Origin of the sequence: Sorangium sp. So ce281, assembly GCF_051527395.1 — a bacterium.
Classification (GTDB): Bacteria; Myxococcota_A; Polyangia; order Polyangiales; family Polyangiaceae; genus Sorangium; species Sorangium cellulosum_B.
Map to the genome: position 1 here is coordinate 6,313,884 of NZ_CP150322.1, position 16,298 is coordinate 6,330,181.

General features: G+C 71.9%; 12 protein-coding genes. 8 read left to right on the forward strand and 4 right to left on the reverse strand.

Annotated elements, in window-relative coordinates; genetic code table 11:
* The first annotated feature begins 479 nt into the window (after window positions 1-479).
* The 5 genes from WMF27_RS23985 (at window position 480) to WMF27_RS24005 (ending at window position 8,032) form a co-directional block, all read left to right on the forward strand.
* Window positions 480-1,370: a serine/threonine-protein kinase gene (locus tag WMF27_RS23985; RefSeq protein ID WP_437766556.1), complete on the forward strand. Its 891-nt coding sequence runs from the start codon at window positions 480-482 to the stop codon at window positions 1,368-1,370.
* Window positions 1,371-2,217: 847 nt separating this feature from the next.
* Window positions 2,218-3,369, forward strand: a complete 1,152-nt coding sequence (locus WMF27_RS23990; protein WP_437766555.1) for a CgeB family protein — start codon at window positions 2,218-2,220, stop codon at window positions 3,367-3,369.
* A gap of 68 nt (window positions 3,370-3,437) precedes the next feature.
* Entirely contained in the window at window positions 3,438-4,607 is a 1,170-nt protein-coding gene (gene rlmN, locus WMF27_RS23995; protein ID WP_437766554.1) for a 23S rRNA (adenine(2503)-C(2))-methyltransferase RlmN, read from the forward strand.
* Window positions 4,608-4,701: 94 nt separating this feature from the next.
* Window positions 4,702-6,102: an acetyl-CoA carboxylase biotin carboxylase subunit gene (locus tag WMF27_RS24000; RefSeq protein WP_437766553.1), complete on the forward strand. Its 1,401-nt coding sequence runs from the start codon at window positions 4,702-4,704 to the stop codon at window positions 6,100-6,102.
* A gap of 154 nt (window positions 6,103-6,256) precedes the next feature.
* Entirely contained in the window at window positions 6,257-8,032 is a 1,776-nt protein-coding gene (locus WMF27_RS24005) for a phospho-sugar mutase (RefSeq protein ID WP_437766552.1), read from the forward strand.
* Window positions 8,033-8,051: 19 nt separating this feature from the next.
* Here WMF27_RS24005 and WMF27_RS24010 read toward each other — a convergent pair whose 3' ends face one another.
* Complete coding sequence (locus WMF27_RS24010) at window positions 8,052-8,828, reverse strand: chlorite dismutase family protein (protein ID WP_437766551.1); 777 nt, start codon at window positions 8,826-8,828, stop codon at window positions 8,052-8,054.
* Between the two features lie 484 nt (window positions 8,829-9,312).
* Between WMF27_RS24010 and WMF27_RS24015 the strand changes: the two genes are divergently transcribed.
* The 3 genes from WMF27_RS24015 to WMF27_RS24025 all read left to right on the forward strand — a co-directional run bounded on the left by WMF27_RS24015 (window position 9,313) and on the right by WMF27_RS24025 (window position 12,810).
* Window positions 9,313-9,918 carry a hypothetical protein gene (locus WMF27_RS24015; protein ID WP_012237471.1) on the forward strand — a complete coding sequence of 202 codons (606 nt, stop codon included), beginning with the start codon at window positions 9,313-9,315 and terminating at the stop codon, window positions 9,916-9,918.
* Window positions 9,919-10,214: 296 nt separating this feature from the next.
* On the forward strand, window positions 10,215-10,961 hold the full coding sequence (locus WMF27_RS24020; protein WP_437766550.1) for a TenA family transcriptional regulator: 747 nt from the start codon (window positions 10,215-10,217) through the stop codon (window positions 10,959-10,961).
* Window positions 10,962-11,424: 463 nt separating this feature from the next.
* Window positions 11,425-12,810, forward strand: coding sequence for an IS4 family transposase (locus WMF27_RS24025; RefSeq protein WP_437943004.1), 1,386 nt, complete (start codon window positions 11,425-11,427; stop codon window positions 12,808-12,810).
* A gap of 76 nt (window positions 12,811-12,886) precedes the next feature.
* Here WMF27_RS24025 and WMF27_RS24030 read toward each other — a convergent pair whose 3' ends face one another.
* The 3 genes from WMF27_RS24030 to aroC form a co-directional block, all read right to left on the reverse strand.
* Window positions 12,887-13,270 (reverse strand): response regulator transcription factor, encoded by a 384-nt coding sequence (locus tag WMF27_RS24030; RefSeq protein ID WP_437766549.1) that lies wholly within the window; start codon window positions 13,268-13,270, stop codon window positions 12,887-12,889.
* 209 nt (window positions 13,271-13,479) lie between these two features.
* Entirely contained in the window at window positions 13,480-15,090 is a 1,611-nt protein-coding gene (aroB, locus tag WMF27_RS24035) for a 3-dehydroquinate synthase (protein WP_437766548.1), read from the reverse strand.
* 5 nt (window positions 15,091-15,095) lie between these two features.
* Window positions 15,096-16,280 carry a chorismate synthase gene (gene aroC / locus WMF27_RS24040; RefSeq protein ID WP_437739248.1) on the reverse strand — a complete coding sequence of 395 codons (1,185 nt, stop codon included), beginning with the start codon at window positions 16,278-16,280 and terminating at the stop codon, window positions 15,096-15,098.
* Between the last annotated feature and the right edge of the window lie 18 nt (window positions 16,281-16,298).

Here is a 16,298-nt window from a genome sequence, read left to right on the forward strand (position 1 = left end):
CGCGCTCAGGTGCGCATCGTCACCAGAGAGCGCGGCCAGGGGCAACTCTGCAGCGTCGAAGCGCCGGCGGCCCCCGGCGCGGCCCAGCCGCCGACACCGGCGCGGCCGCAGTGGCCCAGGCGCTGGCCGCTCCCGCCGCCGCGACGCGCCTCGGCGGGCGGCCAGCGCTCCGGCTCCCCGGACCGCCTTCGCCCCGTTGTCCCGCGGGCCGCGCCCCATTTTTCCCCGCCCCGTGCCCGGCGGCTCTTTCGTCCAGGCGACCACGGGCGCGACGGGCGGCCGACGTGAAGCGGCGCGCCCCGGAAGGCGCGCCCCGGAACCGGAAAACGAGGCGCGGGGGCCCTTCGTCGTGGGACGCCGCGCGCGGCGCTTCCTCTGTCGCGTCTGCGTGATAAATGAGCTTGTCTGGGGAGAGGGGGGAGGCGACCGGAACGCGCTGGACCCCCTTTGTCAAGCGAAGGAGGCCGCTCTTGTCAATCGTGCCCGGAACCGTTCTGCTCCAGCGCTACCGCGTGGTACATCATCTCCGCCGCGAAGGCCTCGGTGAGGTGTTCAGCGCCGAGGACGCGAGCACCGGCAGGCGCGTCGCGGTCAAGGTGCTCGGGGATCCCCCGGTGCGCCAGGAGCCGGGAGGCGTGTTCAACACGCCAGAGCGCATGCCCCAGCACGAGGCCGAGGCGCGCTTCCGGCGAGAGGCGGTGGCGTGCGAGCGGCTGCGGGGCCCGCACACACTGCCCTCGCTCGACGGCGGCAAGGACCCGGCGCACGGTCCTCTCCTCGTGTTCGAGCTGCGCGAGGGGGAGCTCCTCAGCGAGCGCATCTCCCGGCAGGGGCCGCTCCCGTTCAGCGACGTTCACCCGCTGGGCGAGCAGCTCTGGTCGGCGGTCGCCGAGCTGCACGAGATTGGCATCATCCACCGCGACATCAGCTCCACGAACGTGCTCCTCGACCAGGGTCCTGACGGCGAGCGGCTGACGCTCCTGGATCTCGGCTCGTGCAAGCTCCCTCCCGGGCTCTCCGACGCGGCGCCGACGTTACCGAGCCGGTGTCTCGGCGATTTCAGGTTCGCTCCGCCCGAGCAGCTCACGAAGGGGAAGACGGTGGATCACCGGGCCGATCTCTATGCGGCCATGACGGTGATCTTTCACGCGCTCACCGGCGAGCTCCCCTACGCCGCACGCAATCTGATGATGCTCGCCGATCTCAAGACGAGGACGCCGCCGCGCCGCCTGGGCAGCCTGATGCCTCCGCCGGTCGACCGGGAGATCGAGGTGTTCGTGAACAGGGGCCTGGCGCACAGCCCGGACCGCCGCTTCGCGAGCATCGCCGAGGTGATCCAGGGCTGGCAGGCGCTGAGCCCCGCCACCTGAACGTCTCGACGGCCCTCGCGCGGCCCCACCGCCGCTGAAGGCTGGACACCCGGCCTGCCGATTCCACCGCAGCGTCCCCGCGCCGACAGGAAGGCACCCGGACAGCGCCGCGCGCCTCCTGCCTTCCTGCCTCCCCAGCCGATTTCTCCGCGAGGCCAGGCGCCCCTGCCCGGCCGAGGCCGCCGGTTCGCCGGCGAGCGCAGCTGGACGGCGGAATCCCCTGCCGCCGGCCGCGCCCGCAGGCCCCGTCGCTCCGCGGCGTACGCGCCCGACAGCGCGCGCCGGCCTGGGCGGCGCTTCGCCAGCGCTGCCCCGGCGTTCCGGAGCAGGGCTCCCCGTCGACGCTCCGTTCGACCAGCAGCCGTCACCGACCATTGCGACAACGTCCTTCTTTTTCTCACCATCATCGCTTCCGAACAGCGTTTACCGCACAGGCCGGTTCCTCTGCGATGCGAGGACGGTCGCCGTCGGGTGCTTTACCCGAACGAGCCGCGTTATCCCGGAGCAAGCGGCGATTTCGCGCGCTTCGTCGTCACGGGAAAAGGGCGGGCCTTACCGCCTGGCGTCTGACGAGGAATACGCACCTTCGATCAAGAAACTGCATCTCACAGCATTGCAGAGGGTGAGCACGCATGTTAATCCCGGGTGCGCTCGTCGCCGCGCCCTCTCGCGCGGCGCCAGGGCAACTGGATCGGCGTGCCGCTCGTTCTACGCACGTTACGCACGTTACGCATCTGCCCGCGAGGCGTCTTTCGCCTCTCCGGGGCCGCCGCGGTGTACCTCGGGACCGGCGCATTCGGCGCCGGCACGCCGTCCGGGATCTCTCAACCCTTGCCGCCACCACGCTATGACGACAACTACCTACCGCTATGTCTTCCTGGGGCTCTCCATCACGTCTTCGTGGGGCAACGGCCACGCCACGACGTACAGAGCGCTCCTCCGGGCGCTCGCGTCGCGCGGCCACCGGGTGCTCTTTCTGGAGCGGAACCTCCCCATCTACGATCAGCACCGTGACCTGCCCAACCCGCCTTACGGCACGACCGAGCAGTACTCGAGCATTACCGAGCTCCGCGATAGATTCTCACGCGCCGTGCGCGAAGCCGATCTCGTGATCGTCGGCTCCTTCGTACCGGAAGGGGCGACGGTCGGGGCATGGATCACGGAAGAGGCCCGCGGAAAGGCCGCGTTCTACGATCTGGACACGCCCGTCACGCTGGGCCGGCTGGCGCACGGGGATCACGCGTACCTGACGCCGGCGCTGATCCCGCGGTATGATCTCTATCTGTCGGCGACGGGGGGCCCGACGCTGGAGCGGCTGGAGCGCAGCCACGGCGCGGTGCGCCCGCGGGCGCTCTACTGCTCGGCGGACACGGACGTCTACCATCCCCAGCCGGCGCCGATGCGCTGGGATCTCGGCTACCTCGGGACCTACAGCGACGATCGACAGGCGGCCGTCGAGCGGCTCCTCCTCGAGCCGGCGCGGCGCATGCGCCGCGGGCGCTTCGCGGTGGCGGGCGCGCAGTACCCGGCGTCGCTCGCATGGCCGGAGAACGTCTCCCGGACGGAGCACCTCCCGCCGGACGAGCACCGCATCTTCTACAACTCCCAGCGCTTCACGCTGAACCTGACCCGCCGTGCGATGGTGGAGTCCGGGTGGTCGCCGAGCGCGCGCCTGTTCGAGGCGGCCGCGTGCGGGACCCCTGTCCTGAGCGACACCTGGCCGGGTATCGAGACGTTCTTCCAGCCGGGCGAGGAGATCCTGCTCGTGCGCTCGCCGGAGGACGTGCTCCGGAAGCTCAGGGAGATGAAGGAGGACAAGCGCCTGACGGTGGGCCAGCGGGCAAGGCAGCGCGTCTTCGCCGAGCACACCGCGATGCACCGGGCCGAGGCGTTCGAGCGCTACACCCGCGAGGTGCTCGAGGCCGCCAGCCGGACGCGCGCGCGCCGCGAGCGCGACGGGCAGCTCACGGCGCCACAGGTCGAGAGCCAGAGCGGTTGAGGCTTTGGCCTGGCCGCCCGCGTGCTCCCCCCCTTGCCGCTGGGGGCGGCGCGCAGTAGGCCAGGCAGGTGCGCTCCACGCCGCTTCACCCCGTCGCCCGGCTGCCTGAAGAGTGGTCGGCCTCGCTGGCTGCCCGCGGAGAGCGGTCGTTCACGGCGAAGCAGGTATTCCAGTGGATCCATCGCCGCGGCGTCCTCGATCCGGCCGCGATGACGAACCTCCCGGCGCGGCTGCGCGAGCACCTCGCCGCGGAGGGGCTGGGCGAGGTGCTGGCGCCCGAGCGGGTTCATCGCTCCGAGGACGGCACGCGCAAGCTGCTCCTGCGCCTCCGCGACGGCGCGACCATCGAGACGGTCCTGCTCCCGTCGGTGTCGGGCCCCGGCTCGCAGGCGCAGCTCGACGCCGACGCGGCGGCGGCGCTCGATGACGACGAGGACGACGATGCGGCCGCGGAGGCGGGCGCCGCGCCGCGCGTCCGCGTCACCCAGTGCATCTCGACGCAGGTCGGCTGCGCCATGGGGTGCACTTTCTGCGCGAGCGGCGTGGCGGGGCTCAAGCGCCACCTCGGGGCCGAGGAGATCGCGGGCCAGGTGCTCCTCGGGCGGGCGATGCTCGAGGAGGGCGAGGAGCTCCGCAACGTCGTGTACATGGGCATGGGCGAGCCGCTCCACAACTACGAGGCGACCGCTCGCTCGCTGCGCCTGCTCACGCACCCGGAGGGCATCAACCTGTCGACGCGGCGGGTCACGGTGTCCACGTCGGGCCTCGTGCCCGAGATCGCGCGGCTCGGCGCGGATTTCGGCGGGCAGATCGCGCTGGCGATCTCGCTGCACGCCGCGGACGACGCGACCCGCTCGGCGCTGATGCCCATCAACCGCAAGCACCCGCTCGACGAGCTGCTCGCGGCGCTGCGCGCTTACCCGCTGCCGCGGCGCCGGCGCATCACCATCGAATACACGCTCGTCGCCGGGCAGAACGACGACCCGGCCGAGGCGCGCCGGCTGGCGAAGCTCCTGCGCGGGCTCCCGGTGAAGATCAACCTCATCCCGATGAACCCGATCGAGGCCTCCTCGCTGGGTCCGCCGGCCCAGGAGCGCGTGGCAGCGTTCCAGGAGGTGCTCACCCAGGCGGGGTACTCCTGCTTCGTTCGCCGCCGGCGCGGCGACGACGTCTCGGCGGCCTGCGGGCAGCTCGTGCTGCTCGGGGCCAAGCCGAAGGTGCGGCGGGCGCTCGGCTGACGCTCGCGCGCGCCGCCCCCCGGGAGCGCGCGAGCGAGCGCCGCCTGCAGCGGGCGTCTTGACGCGCCGCCGCGCGGGGGCGTAGCTGTCGCCCGTGCTGAAGAAGATCCTCGTCGCCAACCGTGGAGAGATCGCCTGCCGCATCCTCCGGACCTGCAAACGGCTCGGGATCGCGACGGTCGCCGTGTACTCCGACGCGGACGCGAGCGCGCCGCACGTCGCGCTGGCCGACGAGGCGGTGCGCATCGGGCCACCGCCGGTCCGGGACAGCTACCTGGTCATCCATGCGATCGTCGAGGCGGCCCGCGCGACGGGCGCCGACGGCATCCACCCCGGGTACGGGCTGCTCAGCGAGAACCAGGCCTTCGCCGAGGCCGTCGTAGAGGCCGGCGTCACGTTCATCGGCCCGCCGCCTGCGGTGCTCCACGCCTTCGGCAACAAGATCCGCGCGCGGGATCACGCGCGCGCGGCCGACGTCTTCCCGCCGCCGGGCACGGGCGGTCCGGTCGACCCCGCCGACGTCGAGGCCGCCCAGCGCGCCGCCGAGAGCCTCGGCTTCCCGCTGCTCGTCAAGGCCGCGGGCGGCGGCGGCGGCATCGGCATGCAGGTCGTCACCGATCCAGGCAAGCTGTCGCGCGCCCTCACCGCGTGCTCCGACCGCGGCCGCGCGGCGTTCGGGGACCCGCGCGTGTACATGGAGCGATACATCGAGCGCCCGCGGCACATCGAGGTGCAGGTGCTCTGCGACGGCCAGGGCGGCGCCGTCGCGCTCGGCGAGCGCGAGTGCAGCGCGCAGCGCCGGCACCAGAAGATCGTCGAGGAGACCCCGTCGCCGGCCGCGTTCTTCCAGGGAGCGGCGGGCGAGGCCCGCCGGAAGGAGCTCCACGCCAGCGCCCTCCGGGTCGTGACGGCCGCCGGCTACGTCGGCGCGGGCACCGTCGAGTTCGTCGCGGCGGAGAGCGGCGAGCTCTTCTTCCTGGAGGTCAACGCGCGGCTCCAGGTCGAGCACTGCGTCACGGAGATGTGCACCGGGCTCGACCTTGTCGAGCACCAGATCCGCATCGCGTCGGGCGAGCCGCTCGCGCCGGAGGTCCTCGGCCACACCTACCGCGGCCACGCCGTCGAGGCGCGCCTCTACGCGGAGGATCCGGCGAAGAAGTTCGCCCCCCAGCCGGGCCGCATCACCGCGCTCCGCTGGCCGGCCGCGGGCGACGACCTGCGGATCGAGACCGGCGTCGCCGAGGGGCTCGAGGTGACGCCGTTCTACGACCCGCTGCTCGCCAAGATCGTCGCCCACGGCCCGACGCGCGACGAGGCGATCGCTCGCCTCGACCGAGCGCTCGCCGAGACGACGCTCGAGCTCACCGGTCCGGCCGGGCCCGCCGCGACCAACCTCGCGTTCCTCCGCCAGATCCTGGGGGACGGCGATTTCCGTGGCGGGCAGTACGACACCCGCTTCGCCGAGGCGCTCGCCGCCGGCAAGAAGGCGGGATGACGCTCGGCCGAGCGGGCCGAGCTGGCCGGGAGCCGCCGGCCACGTCGGCGCCGGCCGGGCGGGCCGGCGCGCGGCGGTCGCCGCCCGCGCTGCCGCCGCGCTGAATCGCGCGCTCGTGGTGCAAACCACGGCCGGCGTGAACTAAATACCAGGCGTGAGCCACGACTTCGTCCTCGAGCCCGCCGAACGCTGGTTTGCCCACGACCCCGATCCGGAGACCCAGAGCGAGCTGCGCCGGCTCATCGACGCGGCCAGGGCGGGCGAGGACGGCGCCCGCGCCGAGCTCGCCGAGCGCTTCGCCGGCCCGCTGGAGTTCGGCACCGCGGGCATCCGCGGCGTCCTCGGGGCCGGCGAGAGCCGGATGAACCGCGCCGTCATCCTCCGCACGACCGCGGGGCTCGCCCGTCACCTCCTCGAAGCGATCGGCGACAAGGCGCGGAGCGCCGGCGTCGTCATCGGCTACGACGGCCGCCGGATGAGCCGAGAGTTCGCGGAGGACACCGCCTGCGCTCTCGCCGCCGCGGGCATCCCGAGCCACCTCTCGCCCGTCCCCTGCCCCACGCCCATCGCGGCGTTCGCGGTCGGCCACCTCGGCGCGGCCGCGGGCGTGATGGTGACGGCGAGCCACAACCCGCCCGAATACAACGGCTTCAAGGTGTACTGGGACAACGCCGCGCAGATCATCCCACCCCACGACACCGGCATCGCGACGGCGATCGACGCCTCGCCGCCGGCCGATCAGGTCCCCCGCATGCCCCTCGACGAGGCGAGGAGGCGCGGGCTGGTGCGCGACTTCCCCGAGGCGCTGGAGCGGAGCTACCTCGACGCGATCCGCGGCCTCGCGGTGCGGAGGGACGGGGATCGCGACCTCTGCATCGTGTACACGCCTCTTCACGGCGTCGGCAACCGCCTGGTCCGCCAGGCGCTCGGCGAGGCCGGCTTCACGCGCGTGGCGAGCGTGCCCGAGCAGGCCGAGCCGGACGGCGCGTTCCCCACGGTCGCGTTCCCGAACCCCGAGGAGAAGGGCGCCATGGACCTGGCGTTCGCCCTCGCGAAGCGGGAGGGCGCCGACCTCGTCCTCGCCAACGATCCCGACGTCGACCGGCTCGCCGTGGCGGTGAGGCGCCCTGACGGCGAGTACGTGCAGCTCACGGGCAACCAGGTCGGCGTGCTCCTCGGCCATTACCTGCTCACCGAGGGGCGCGCGCAGGGCGCGGACGAGCGCCGGCTCGTGCTGGCCTCCTGCGTCTCGACCCCGATGCTCGGCGTCATCGCCGCGGCGCTCGGGGTTCACTACGAGGAGACCCTGACCGGGTTCAAGTGGATCGCCAACCGGGCGATGGACATCGAGCGCTCGACCGGCGCCCGCTTCGTGTTCGGCTTCGAGGAGGCGCTCGGCTACACCGTCGGCCCGGTCGTGCGCGACAAGGACGGCATCAGCGCCGCGGCGCTGGTCGCCGAGCTCGCGGCGGTGCGCAAGGCCGAGGGCAGGACCCTGCTCGACGAGCTCCAGGCGATCACCCGCACATACGGCCTCTACAGGAGCGGGCAGCGCGCGTACACCCTGCGCGGCGTCGACGGCCTCGAGAAGATCGCGGCGATCATGGACGCGCTAAGGAAGAGGCCGCCGGCCGCGATCGGCGGCGTCCCCGTGGTGGCGTGGCGCGATTTCGAGGCGCGCACGCGCACCACGAGCGACGGCCTCGTCGAGCCGCTCGTGCTGCCTCCGAGCAACGTGCTCGTGTACGAGCTCGACGACGGGAGCCGGCTCATCGCCCGCCCGAGCGGGACGGAGCCGAAGATCAAGTTCTACTTCGACGTGCGCGAGGAGGTCGCCGCGGACGAGCCGCTGGGCGACGCCGAGGCCCGCGCGGCGATGCGGCTCGACGCCCTGGCCCTGGCGTTCTCGGGCCTCGCCGGCATCGGCTGAGAGGGAGGGAGCGGCCCCGTCAGCCGCCCGGGCTGCGGAAGGCGGCGCGGCCGACGAAGAACGGGCCCATCTGGCTGATGAACTCCGAGGTCTGGCGGGTCTTCCGCATCGTCTGCACGATGTGGGAGAGCGGGTGGAGCTCCTTGCCGACGAGCCCGATCACGAACTCGTTGTCGCGGGCGTCGAGGCCGTGGCACGCGAGGCGGATGTCGTGGGCGAGGTCCTGGGCGCCATAGGCCCTGCCGATGATGCCATGCTCGCGCAGGATGCTCCCTTGCTCGCGCCCCTCGAGCTTCGAGAACGTGCCGCTGCGGCGGAGCGGATACCACACCGCCCACGGCCAGGCGGGGTTCAAGACGGTCTCCGCCGGGCGCCGGAGCAGCCAGAAGTCGAGATCCTGCTCGTAGCCGGTCGAGTACGTGCGCCCCAGCATCGTGAAATCGGGGCGAAGCTCCAGGGCTCGGAGCTCGCTGCGGTTGAGCGCCGGGCGGACGGTCTGGACGAAGACGGCGGGGTCCTCGGCCCACGTGAGCACGGCGATGCCGCGCGGATCGTTGATGTCCTCGTAGACGACCGCGCCGACGCGCTGCGACGCGAGCGCCTGGCCGGCTGCGCGGGTCAGCTCCGCCGGATCGGCGTCGCCGGGACAACGGAACACGAGCAGCTGCATGAACAGCCGGCCGTCGATGACCTGCGGCCGGCCGTCGCGCGGCGCCCCGCGCTCGGCGACGTCGATGTGCGGCAGCTCGGGCTCCGCGTGGCCGGCGGCGGGCCGGCCCGTGGTGGGTTCGCTCATGGGCGTAGGGGTACCGAGGTTCGGGGAGGACGGCAACTGCCAGACGCAGCGCCGCCGCAGGCGACGCGCAGCCCCCGCCGCGAGCGCCCGTCGCCGCTGCGAGCGCCCGTCACCGGGACGAGCGCCCGTCGACGGCCACGACGACCGACGAGCGCGGCGCGAAATCACGTAATGCGCATCACACCATTGCGCGCGCTGACGTCTGCGGCGGTCGCCGGGGGTCAGGCGTCTCGGGTCGAAAGGAGAGCTGGACAACCGGCGTGATCTTGCGCAGGGCCACGTCGGCTCGTGTCGCACGGCTGCTCCCACGTAATCATCTCTTGCCATCGAGCCCGACTCACGCTCCCCTGCAAGGTACAACCACGACTCCTGGAGTTGCCCCGACGATGTGCTCCCGGGCAGGCCTTCCCGCCCGAGGGTACGTGCGCCGCGCCCCCGATCGGGCTCAGCTTCGCCGGGGCCTTCCCGCCGTAGGTTCGCCGCGATGAAGACGCACGAGACGAAGACCAAGACCTCGATCCCCGCCGGTAGATGCAAAGGAACGTTGCTGGTCAACCTCCGGTCGTTCGTCACGACGACCCGCGACGCCGGTGCATGGGAGCGCCTGGTGACGTCGCTGCCCAAGTCAGACCGGGACGTACTCTCTCAGCCGCTGCTCGCGAGCAGCTGGTATCCGATCGGCGTCTGGAACCGCGCCTTGCGAACGCACGCGCGGACTGCGAGCGACCAAACCGCTGAGCTCAAGCGGTTTGCCCGCTACGTCGCGGATCGCGACCTCAATACGGTGTTGAAGTTCGCGCTCTCGATCGCCATGCCCGACACGATCGTCGCCCGGACTGGAATGTTCTGGTCGCGCTACTTCGACTCCGGGAAGGTCTTCCCGCGCATGGTGAAGCCGCGGGAGTGGGTGCTGACCATCACAGGCCCGACCGGGGACGACGAGGGGCCCTCCGCGATGAACTGCGGAGAAGGCGTCTGCGGCTGGGTCGAGCAGGCGCTCCTCCTGTGCGGTGCATCCACCCCCAAGGTGACCCACCAGCGGTGCCGGTTCCGCGGCGCGACGGAGTGCCTCTCCGAGGTCGTATGGTGAGCGACCTGAGCGAGATCGGCCCTCTTGTCGTTGCGGCGGCGCCCTCGTTTGTCTATTGACTTGCTCCTTCACCTTGATCCAAACTGGATGCAGGCGGGACACATGTATACGAAGCCTCCCATGGTGAGGTCCTCGCGCTGCCCCTCTCGTCCTTCGTGCTCGGGGTCAGCATCGTGCCTGCTCTGCGGATTGTCTCCTGATGGCCGCTGACCGGTCAGCCTGCGGGGATTCGGTGGGGTAGAGATCCGGCGGGCAGCCGCGAGGCAGATTGACCCAGCAACCCTACAGGTAATTTCATGCTGTCACCTCGCTCGCAGCGGCACAAGGAAGTCAAGGACAGCCTTCAGGCGACGCCGCACCCGGTCTGGGTCGAGGACATGCTCGAATCTCTGGCCGACCAGTGGAAGGCCGCGGTCTACACGCCGCCGATCGCGCAAACGATGACGGAGCCGGTCGATCAGGAGATGTGGAAGGGGCTCCTCCGGGAGTTCTTCTGCGTGGTCGAGGCGTTCCCGAAGTACATGGGGCTCAGCCTCGCCAAGACGACCTATGGCCAGTCGCCGCGCGACTCCCTGGTGCGAGACTGGCTCATCGGCAACATCCGGGTCGAGGCGCTGCACGTGCGCTGGTACCTCGACTGGGCGGCGTGGCACGGGCACAGCACCTCGGACATCACGAGCCACCGCCCGAGCCCGGAGATCGCGTCGCTCTTCGAGTGGCTCTGGTCGGTGTCCTACCGCGGCTCCCTCGCGGAGGCGGTCGGCGCGGTGAACTATGCGATCGAGGGGGTCATCGGCGAGTGTTCTCGCGTGGTGCTGCCGAGCTTTACGAAGCTCTATGGCGAGGGGAGCAAGTCGCTGACGTGGCTCGCCGCGCATGCGAACTACGATGATGCCCACCCGCGCGAGGCGCTCGAGATCGTGAAGCTCGCGACCACCTCCGCCGAGGAGATCCGCCGGGTGCATTCGAGCATCTCCCGCTCGCTCGAGCTGTTCGAGAAGGCGTTCAGGGCCTGCAGCGTCCCGCACCGCCGCGGCAGCTGACGCGGGCACCTCCTGGCAGCGCCGCGCGCGACCGGCGCCGAGCCCCGACGGAGACACGAGATCTCCGAAGAAACCTCAGAGAACACAAGGCGAGCGCCCTGCGGCGCCGGCGCGTGACGGCCGTAGAAACCGCCGGGATTCCTGCCCTGCGGCGCCACGCGGCACGCGAGAAGCGGACCGGCTCGAGGCGAGAAACCTCGGAGAGGCCAAGATCGCCAGTCGGCCTTCTTTTGGCCCTTTCGCCGTTCGACTCATTGACCAGCGGGGCCCCCACCGCGAAGTGCCAGCCAGGCCCGCCCCCTGCTGCGGTTTCCGCCCGCCCCGCTGTCCGCCGGGGCAGAGCGGCGGTCTCTCGCACAGGAGACGGGCCCAGATCGGCGTTTTCGGCGCGCAAGCGCACTCCGGTCTCAGGATCCTACACATCTCGCTTGATGTGTACTGGGCGACGTGATCAAAGCTGCGGATGGGTTCACCTGCAGCAGAGCACGCAGCGGCACTCGCCGAGGAGATGAGCGACGCGCACTTCGGCGATGCGCGGCTTTCGAAGCGCCAGAGCAAGCTGGTGCAGAAGCTGGCGCAGGCGCCGGACAAGAGCTTCCCCTCGCTCTTGTCCGACAGCGAGCTGGAGGCGGCGTACCGTTTCTTCGGCAACGACGCCGTCACGCCCGCGGCGATTCTGGCTCCGCATGTGCGCGCCACCCTCGCGCGCATGGAGGCCGAGCCGGTCGTGCTCGCCATCCATGACACCACGACCCTCTCCTTCCGCTCCGACGGCCAGCGGCAGGGGCTCGGACGGCTGCGCTCCTCGGGGCAGACGTTCTTCGCCCACTTCACGCTGGCGGTCAGCGGCGATGGAACGCGCCGCCCGCTCGGCGTGCTCGATCTGAGCACGCACGTGCGCGACGACGGCACGACGGACAACGAGCACGACCGCTGGGGAGAGCAGGTGGAGCGAGTCGCGGCCCTGGGCGCTGCTCCGCACGATGTGGTGCACGTCATGGACCGCGAAGGAGACGACTACGGCCTGTTCGCGCAGCTGTTGAGCGCACGGCATCGGTTCGTGATTCGGCTCGCGCACAATCGCCTCGTCGAGGCTGACGCCCTCGGAGAGGAGGCCAAGCTCGAGCAGGCGCTCGCGCATGTTCAAGCGGTGGCCGTACGCGAGGTAGAGCTTTCGCCGCGGCCGGCGGGCAATCGCAGCCCTCAACAGAAACGGCTGCATCCTCCGCGCGCAGGACGCTTGGCCAAGCTCGCTCTTGGAAGCACGCGCGTGACCCTGCGGCGACCGAGATCCCAGCCGCGCGAGCTGCCTGCGACGCTCTCGCTCCAGGTCGTACGCGTCTGGGAGCTCGAGCCGCCGCCGGGCGAAGCGCCGGTCGAGTGGGTGCTGCTCACGAGCGAGCCGGTCGAGTCCGTCGAGCAGCTGACGCAGCTGGTCGACTGGTACCGGGCGCGCTGGATGGTGGAGGAGTTCTTCAAGGCCCTGAAGACCGGATGCGCCTACGAGAAGCGCCAGATCGAGGACCTGCACGGCTTGCGCAACGTGCTGGCGCTCTTCGCGCCCATCGCCTGGCAGCTATTGCTGCTGCGCAGCGAGGCTCGGCGCGCTCCGGAGCAGCCCGCGACCGCCGTGCTCACGCCCACCCAGCTCGAGGTGCTGCGGGTCTTCGCGCGCAAGCCCCTGCCCGAGAACGCCACGGCCCGCGATGCCTTCCTGGCAATCGCCGGGCTCGGCGGACACCTGCGGCGAAACGGCGAGCCCGGCTGGCAGACCCTGGGCCGTGGTTACGAGCAGCTCCTCACCCTCGTCCAGGGCTGGAGCGCCGCGAGGGAGGTGGGGGAAATATGATCAATCCTGAGACTCCGGTGCGCTGAGCACCGAAAACGTCGAGGTGGGCCCGTATCCGAAGCGAGTGACCGCCGCTCTAGCGGCCGTAGACGGCCTTGCGGACCTTTTTCTTGAGATCGTCGAGCACGAAGGGCTTCGTGATGTAATGGCGTGCGCCCGCCTGGATGCCGGCGATGACGTCCATCGGGTCCGACTTGGCGGTCAGGAAGATGATGGGCACCCGGCGCATCGGCTCGTGCTCGCGGAGCCGCTTCGTCATGCTCACCCCGTCGAGCTTCGGCATCATGATGTCCACGATCACCAGATCGGGCCACGGCTCCTGCTGGGCCAGCGCGAGCCCATCGACCCCGTTCGTCGCGACCACGGTGTCGAACTCGTCGCCGAGGAACCGGGCGATCATCGCCGCGGTGTCCTGCTCGTCCTCCACCACCAGGATTCTCTTCTTCGTCGCGGTCACCATCGGCGCCGAGAAAGATAGCGCGGAGCGGACGATGCGGGCGGTGTGCTGGGATTTTTTTCCGAAGAACGTTGGAAACGCATCGATTTTATTCACCGACAGCGCAAGCGCCGTCTGCGCCGGAGGCGCTCAGCGAGGAGCGCGGGCGGCGCCGACGCAGGGGTTGCGCCCAGAGCAGGGCTGTCTCAGGCACACCGCTCGGCGTCCGAGGCTCAGGTCGCGCGGGCGGCCGCGCGCTCGAGGAGCGAGGCGAGGCGATCGAGCGGCATCGGCTCCACGAACGTGCTGCCGATGTCCCGCATCAGCACCGTCCGGACCGACGAGCCCCGGCGCTTCTTGTCGAGCGACAGGAAGCGCAGCGCGGCGGAGACCGGCTCGTCCTCGATCCGGGTGGGCAGACCGAGCCGCGCGAGCAGGCGGGTCGCCCGGTCGGCCGCCGCGCGGTCGGTCACGCCGAGCGCGCAGCCGACGCGGAACATGGCGACCATGCCGAGCGCCACCGCCTCGCCGTGCGCCAGCCGGACGAACCCCCCCTCGGCCTCGAGGGCATGCCCCAGCGTGTGGCCGAGGTTCAGGAGGGCGCGGTCGCCCGACTCGCGCTCATCGCGGGCGACGATGGCCGCCTTCACGGCGATCGAGCGGCGGATGATCTCGGCGAGCAGGCCGGGGTCGCGCGCGAGGACGCGGTCGGCCTCGCGCTCGAGCAGCGCGAGCAGCTCCGGATCGGCGATGCAGGCCGACTTCACCACCTCCGCGAGCCCGCTCCGGTAGGCGCGGTCGGTCTCGGTGGCGAGCGCCGCCGGGCTCGCGACGACCGCGGACGGCTGGTGGAACGTTCCGACGGCGTTCTTCGCGGGGCCGAGGTCGACCCCGGTCTTGCCGCCGACCGAGGCGTCGACCATCGCGAGGAGCGTGGTCGGCGCCGCGACCCAGCGGACGCCCCGCAGCAGCGTGGACGCAGCGAACCCGCCGATGTCGGTCACCACACCCCCGCCCTGCGCGAGCACCACCGCGCCGCGGTCGGCGCCGGCGTCGATCATCGCCGTCAGCGCCGCCTCGACGGCCGCGAGCCGCTTGTGCTCCTCCCCGGGCGTGAGCACCGTGACGGCCGCGGCCGGCGTCCCCTGCGCCGCGAGCGCGGCGAGCAGCGGCGCGCCCCAGAGGCGGCTCACGTTCTCGTCCGTGACGACGAAGACGGACGTCGGCGCCAGCGCGGCGATGGCGTCCGCCGTGGACGCCGCCCCGTCGGAGGCGATGCGCACCGCGTAGCTCTTGTCGCCGAGCGGCACGAAGAGCGGGCGATCCGCGTAGGCGCGGAGGACCCGCGCCACGACGTCGGCGGGGGAGACGCCGTCGGTCACGACGCGCGCGTGGGCCTCGGCATAGACGGGGGCGCGCGCGGCCAGGAGCTCGCGGATGCGCGCCTCGCGATCCGGCGCGCCGTCGAGGAGCGGGCGGTTGCCGTTCGGCGTGCGCGCGGCGATCGTGCGCGGGTTGGCGGTGAGCGCGACGACGCAGCCGCGCTCGAGCGCCTCGGCGCGGAGCGCGGGATCGACGAGGGCGCCGCCGCCGAGGGCGATGATGCGGGGGCCGCGCGCCGCCAGGAGCCGGCGCAGGGTCGCCGCCTCCAGCGCGCGGAAGCCAGCCTCGCCGCGCGTGGCGAAGAGCGACGGGACGCTCTCGCCGGCCTCCTCGACGATGGCGTCGTCGAGATCGAGGAACGGGAGCCCCGTGCGCGCGGCGGCGATGCGGCCCACGGTGGACTTCCCTGCCCCCATGAAGCCGGTGAGCAGGAGCGGAGGTGCGTCGGGAGGGAGTTGCATGGCCTTCAATAAGAGCGGACCTGCTGGAGGTAGCTGTCGACGTTGCGCGAGAGCTCCGTGAGGCTGTCGCCGCCGAATTTCTCGAGCAGGGCGGCGGCGAGCGTGATCGCCACCATCGCCTCGCCGACGACCGAGGCGGCCGCGACGGCGCAGACGTCGCTGCGCTCGAAGGCGGCGTCGAACTGCTCCTTGGTGCGCACGTCGACCGACGGGAGCGCGCGCTTGAGCGTCGCGATCGGCTTCATGGCGGCGCGGCAGATGAGCGGCATGCCGTTCGTGATGCCGCCCTCGAGGCCGCCGGCGCGGTTCGACGGGCGGGTGAACGCGTGCGCCCCCTGATCGTAGGCGATGGGGTCGTGCACCTCGGAGCCCGAGATGCGCGCGGCCTCGAAGCCGATGCCGATCTCGACGCCCTTGATCGCCTGGACGCTCATCAGCGCCTGCGCGAGCCGTCCGTCGAGCTTGCGGTCCCACTGCACGTGGCTCCCGAGCCCGGGCGGCAGGCCCGTGGCGATCACCTCGAAGACGCCGCCGAGCGTGTCGCCCCGGTGCGCGGCCTCGCGGATGGCGTCGCGCATCGCCTGGGCGGCAGCGGCGTCGACGCACGCGAGATCCGAGGCGCGGGCGCGCTCCCGGAGCTCGGCGAGCGGGAGCTCACCTCCGCCCGAGGCGGCGGAGGTCGGCGACGCCACCGGGCCGATCGACAGGACGTGGGCGAAGACCTCGACGCCGACGGACCGGAGGAGCTTGCGGCAAACGCCGCCCACCGCGACCCGCGCCGCTGTCTCGCGCGCGCTCGCCCGCTCGAGCACGTCGCGCAGGTCCCGCCGGGCGTACTTCAGGCCGCCGGCCAGATCCGCGTGGCCAGGGCGCGGGCGGGTCAGCGCCTCGGGCGGCTCGGGGAACGGCTCGGGGCCCATCCGCCCGGCCCAGCTCGCGTGATCGCGGTTCTCGATCACCATGGCGATGGGGCCGCCGAGCGTCTCGCCGCCGCGCACGCCGGCGACGAGGCGGACGCGATCGGTCTCGATCTTCATCCGCCCGCCGCGCCCGTAGCCGCGCTGGCGACGCGCCAGATCCTCGTCGATGTCCTCCGCGAGGAGCGGCATGCCCGCCGGAATGCCCTCGACGGTCGCCACGAGCTCCGGCCCGTGCGACTCGCCGGCCGAAAGCCACCTGAGCTGCGTCATCGTGTGGAAAACCTCCTC

Excerpts from the sequence above, each read along its gene's own strand:
- WMF27_RS24020 (WP_437766550.1), top strand. The coding sequence starts at position 10,215 with ATGCTGTCACCTCGCTCGCAGCGGCACAAGGAAGTCAAGGACAGCCTT.
- WMF27_RS24010 (WP_437766551.1), bottom strand. The coding sequence starts at position 8,828 with ATGAGCGAACCCACCACGGGCCGGCCCGCCGCCGGCCACGCGGAGCCC.
- aroB (WP_437766548.1), bottom strand. The coding sequence starts at position 15,090 with ATGCAACTCCCTCCCGACGCACCTCCGCTCCTGCTCACCGGCTTCATG.
- WMF27_RS24015 (WP_012237471.1), top strand. The coding sequence starts at position 9,313 with ATGAAGACGCACGAGACGAAGACCAAGACCTCGATCCCCGCCGGTAGA.
- aroC (WP_437739248.1), bottom strand. The coding sequence starts at position 16,280 with ATGACGCAGCTCAGGTGGCTTTCGGCCGGCGAGTCGCACGGGCCGGAG.
- WMF27_RS24025 (WP_437943004.1), top strand. The coding sequence starts at position 11,425 with ATGGGTTCACCTGCAGCAGAGCACGCAGCGGCACTCGCCGAGGAGATG.
- WMF27_RS24030 (WP_437766549.1), bottom strand. The coding sequence starts at position 13,270 with ATGGTGACCGCGACGAAGAAGAGAATCCTGGTGGTGGAGGACGAGCAG.
- WMF27_RS23990 (WP_437766555.1), top strand. The coding sequence starts at position 2,218 with ATGACGACAACTACCTACCGCTATGTCTTCCTGGGGCTCTCCATCACG.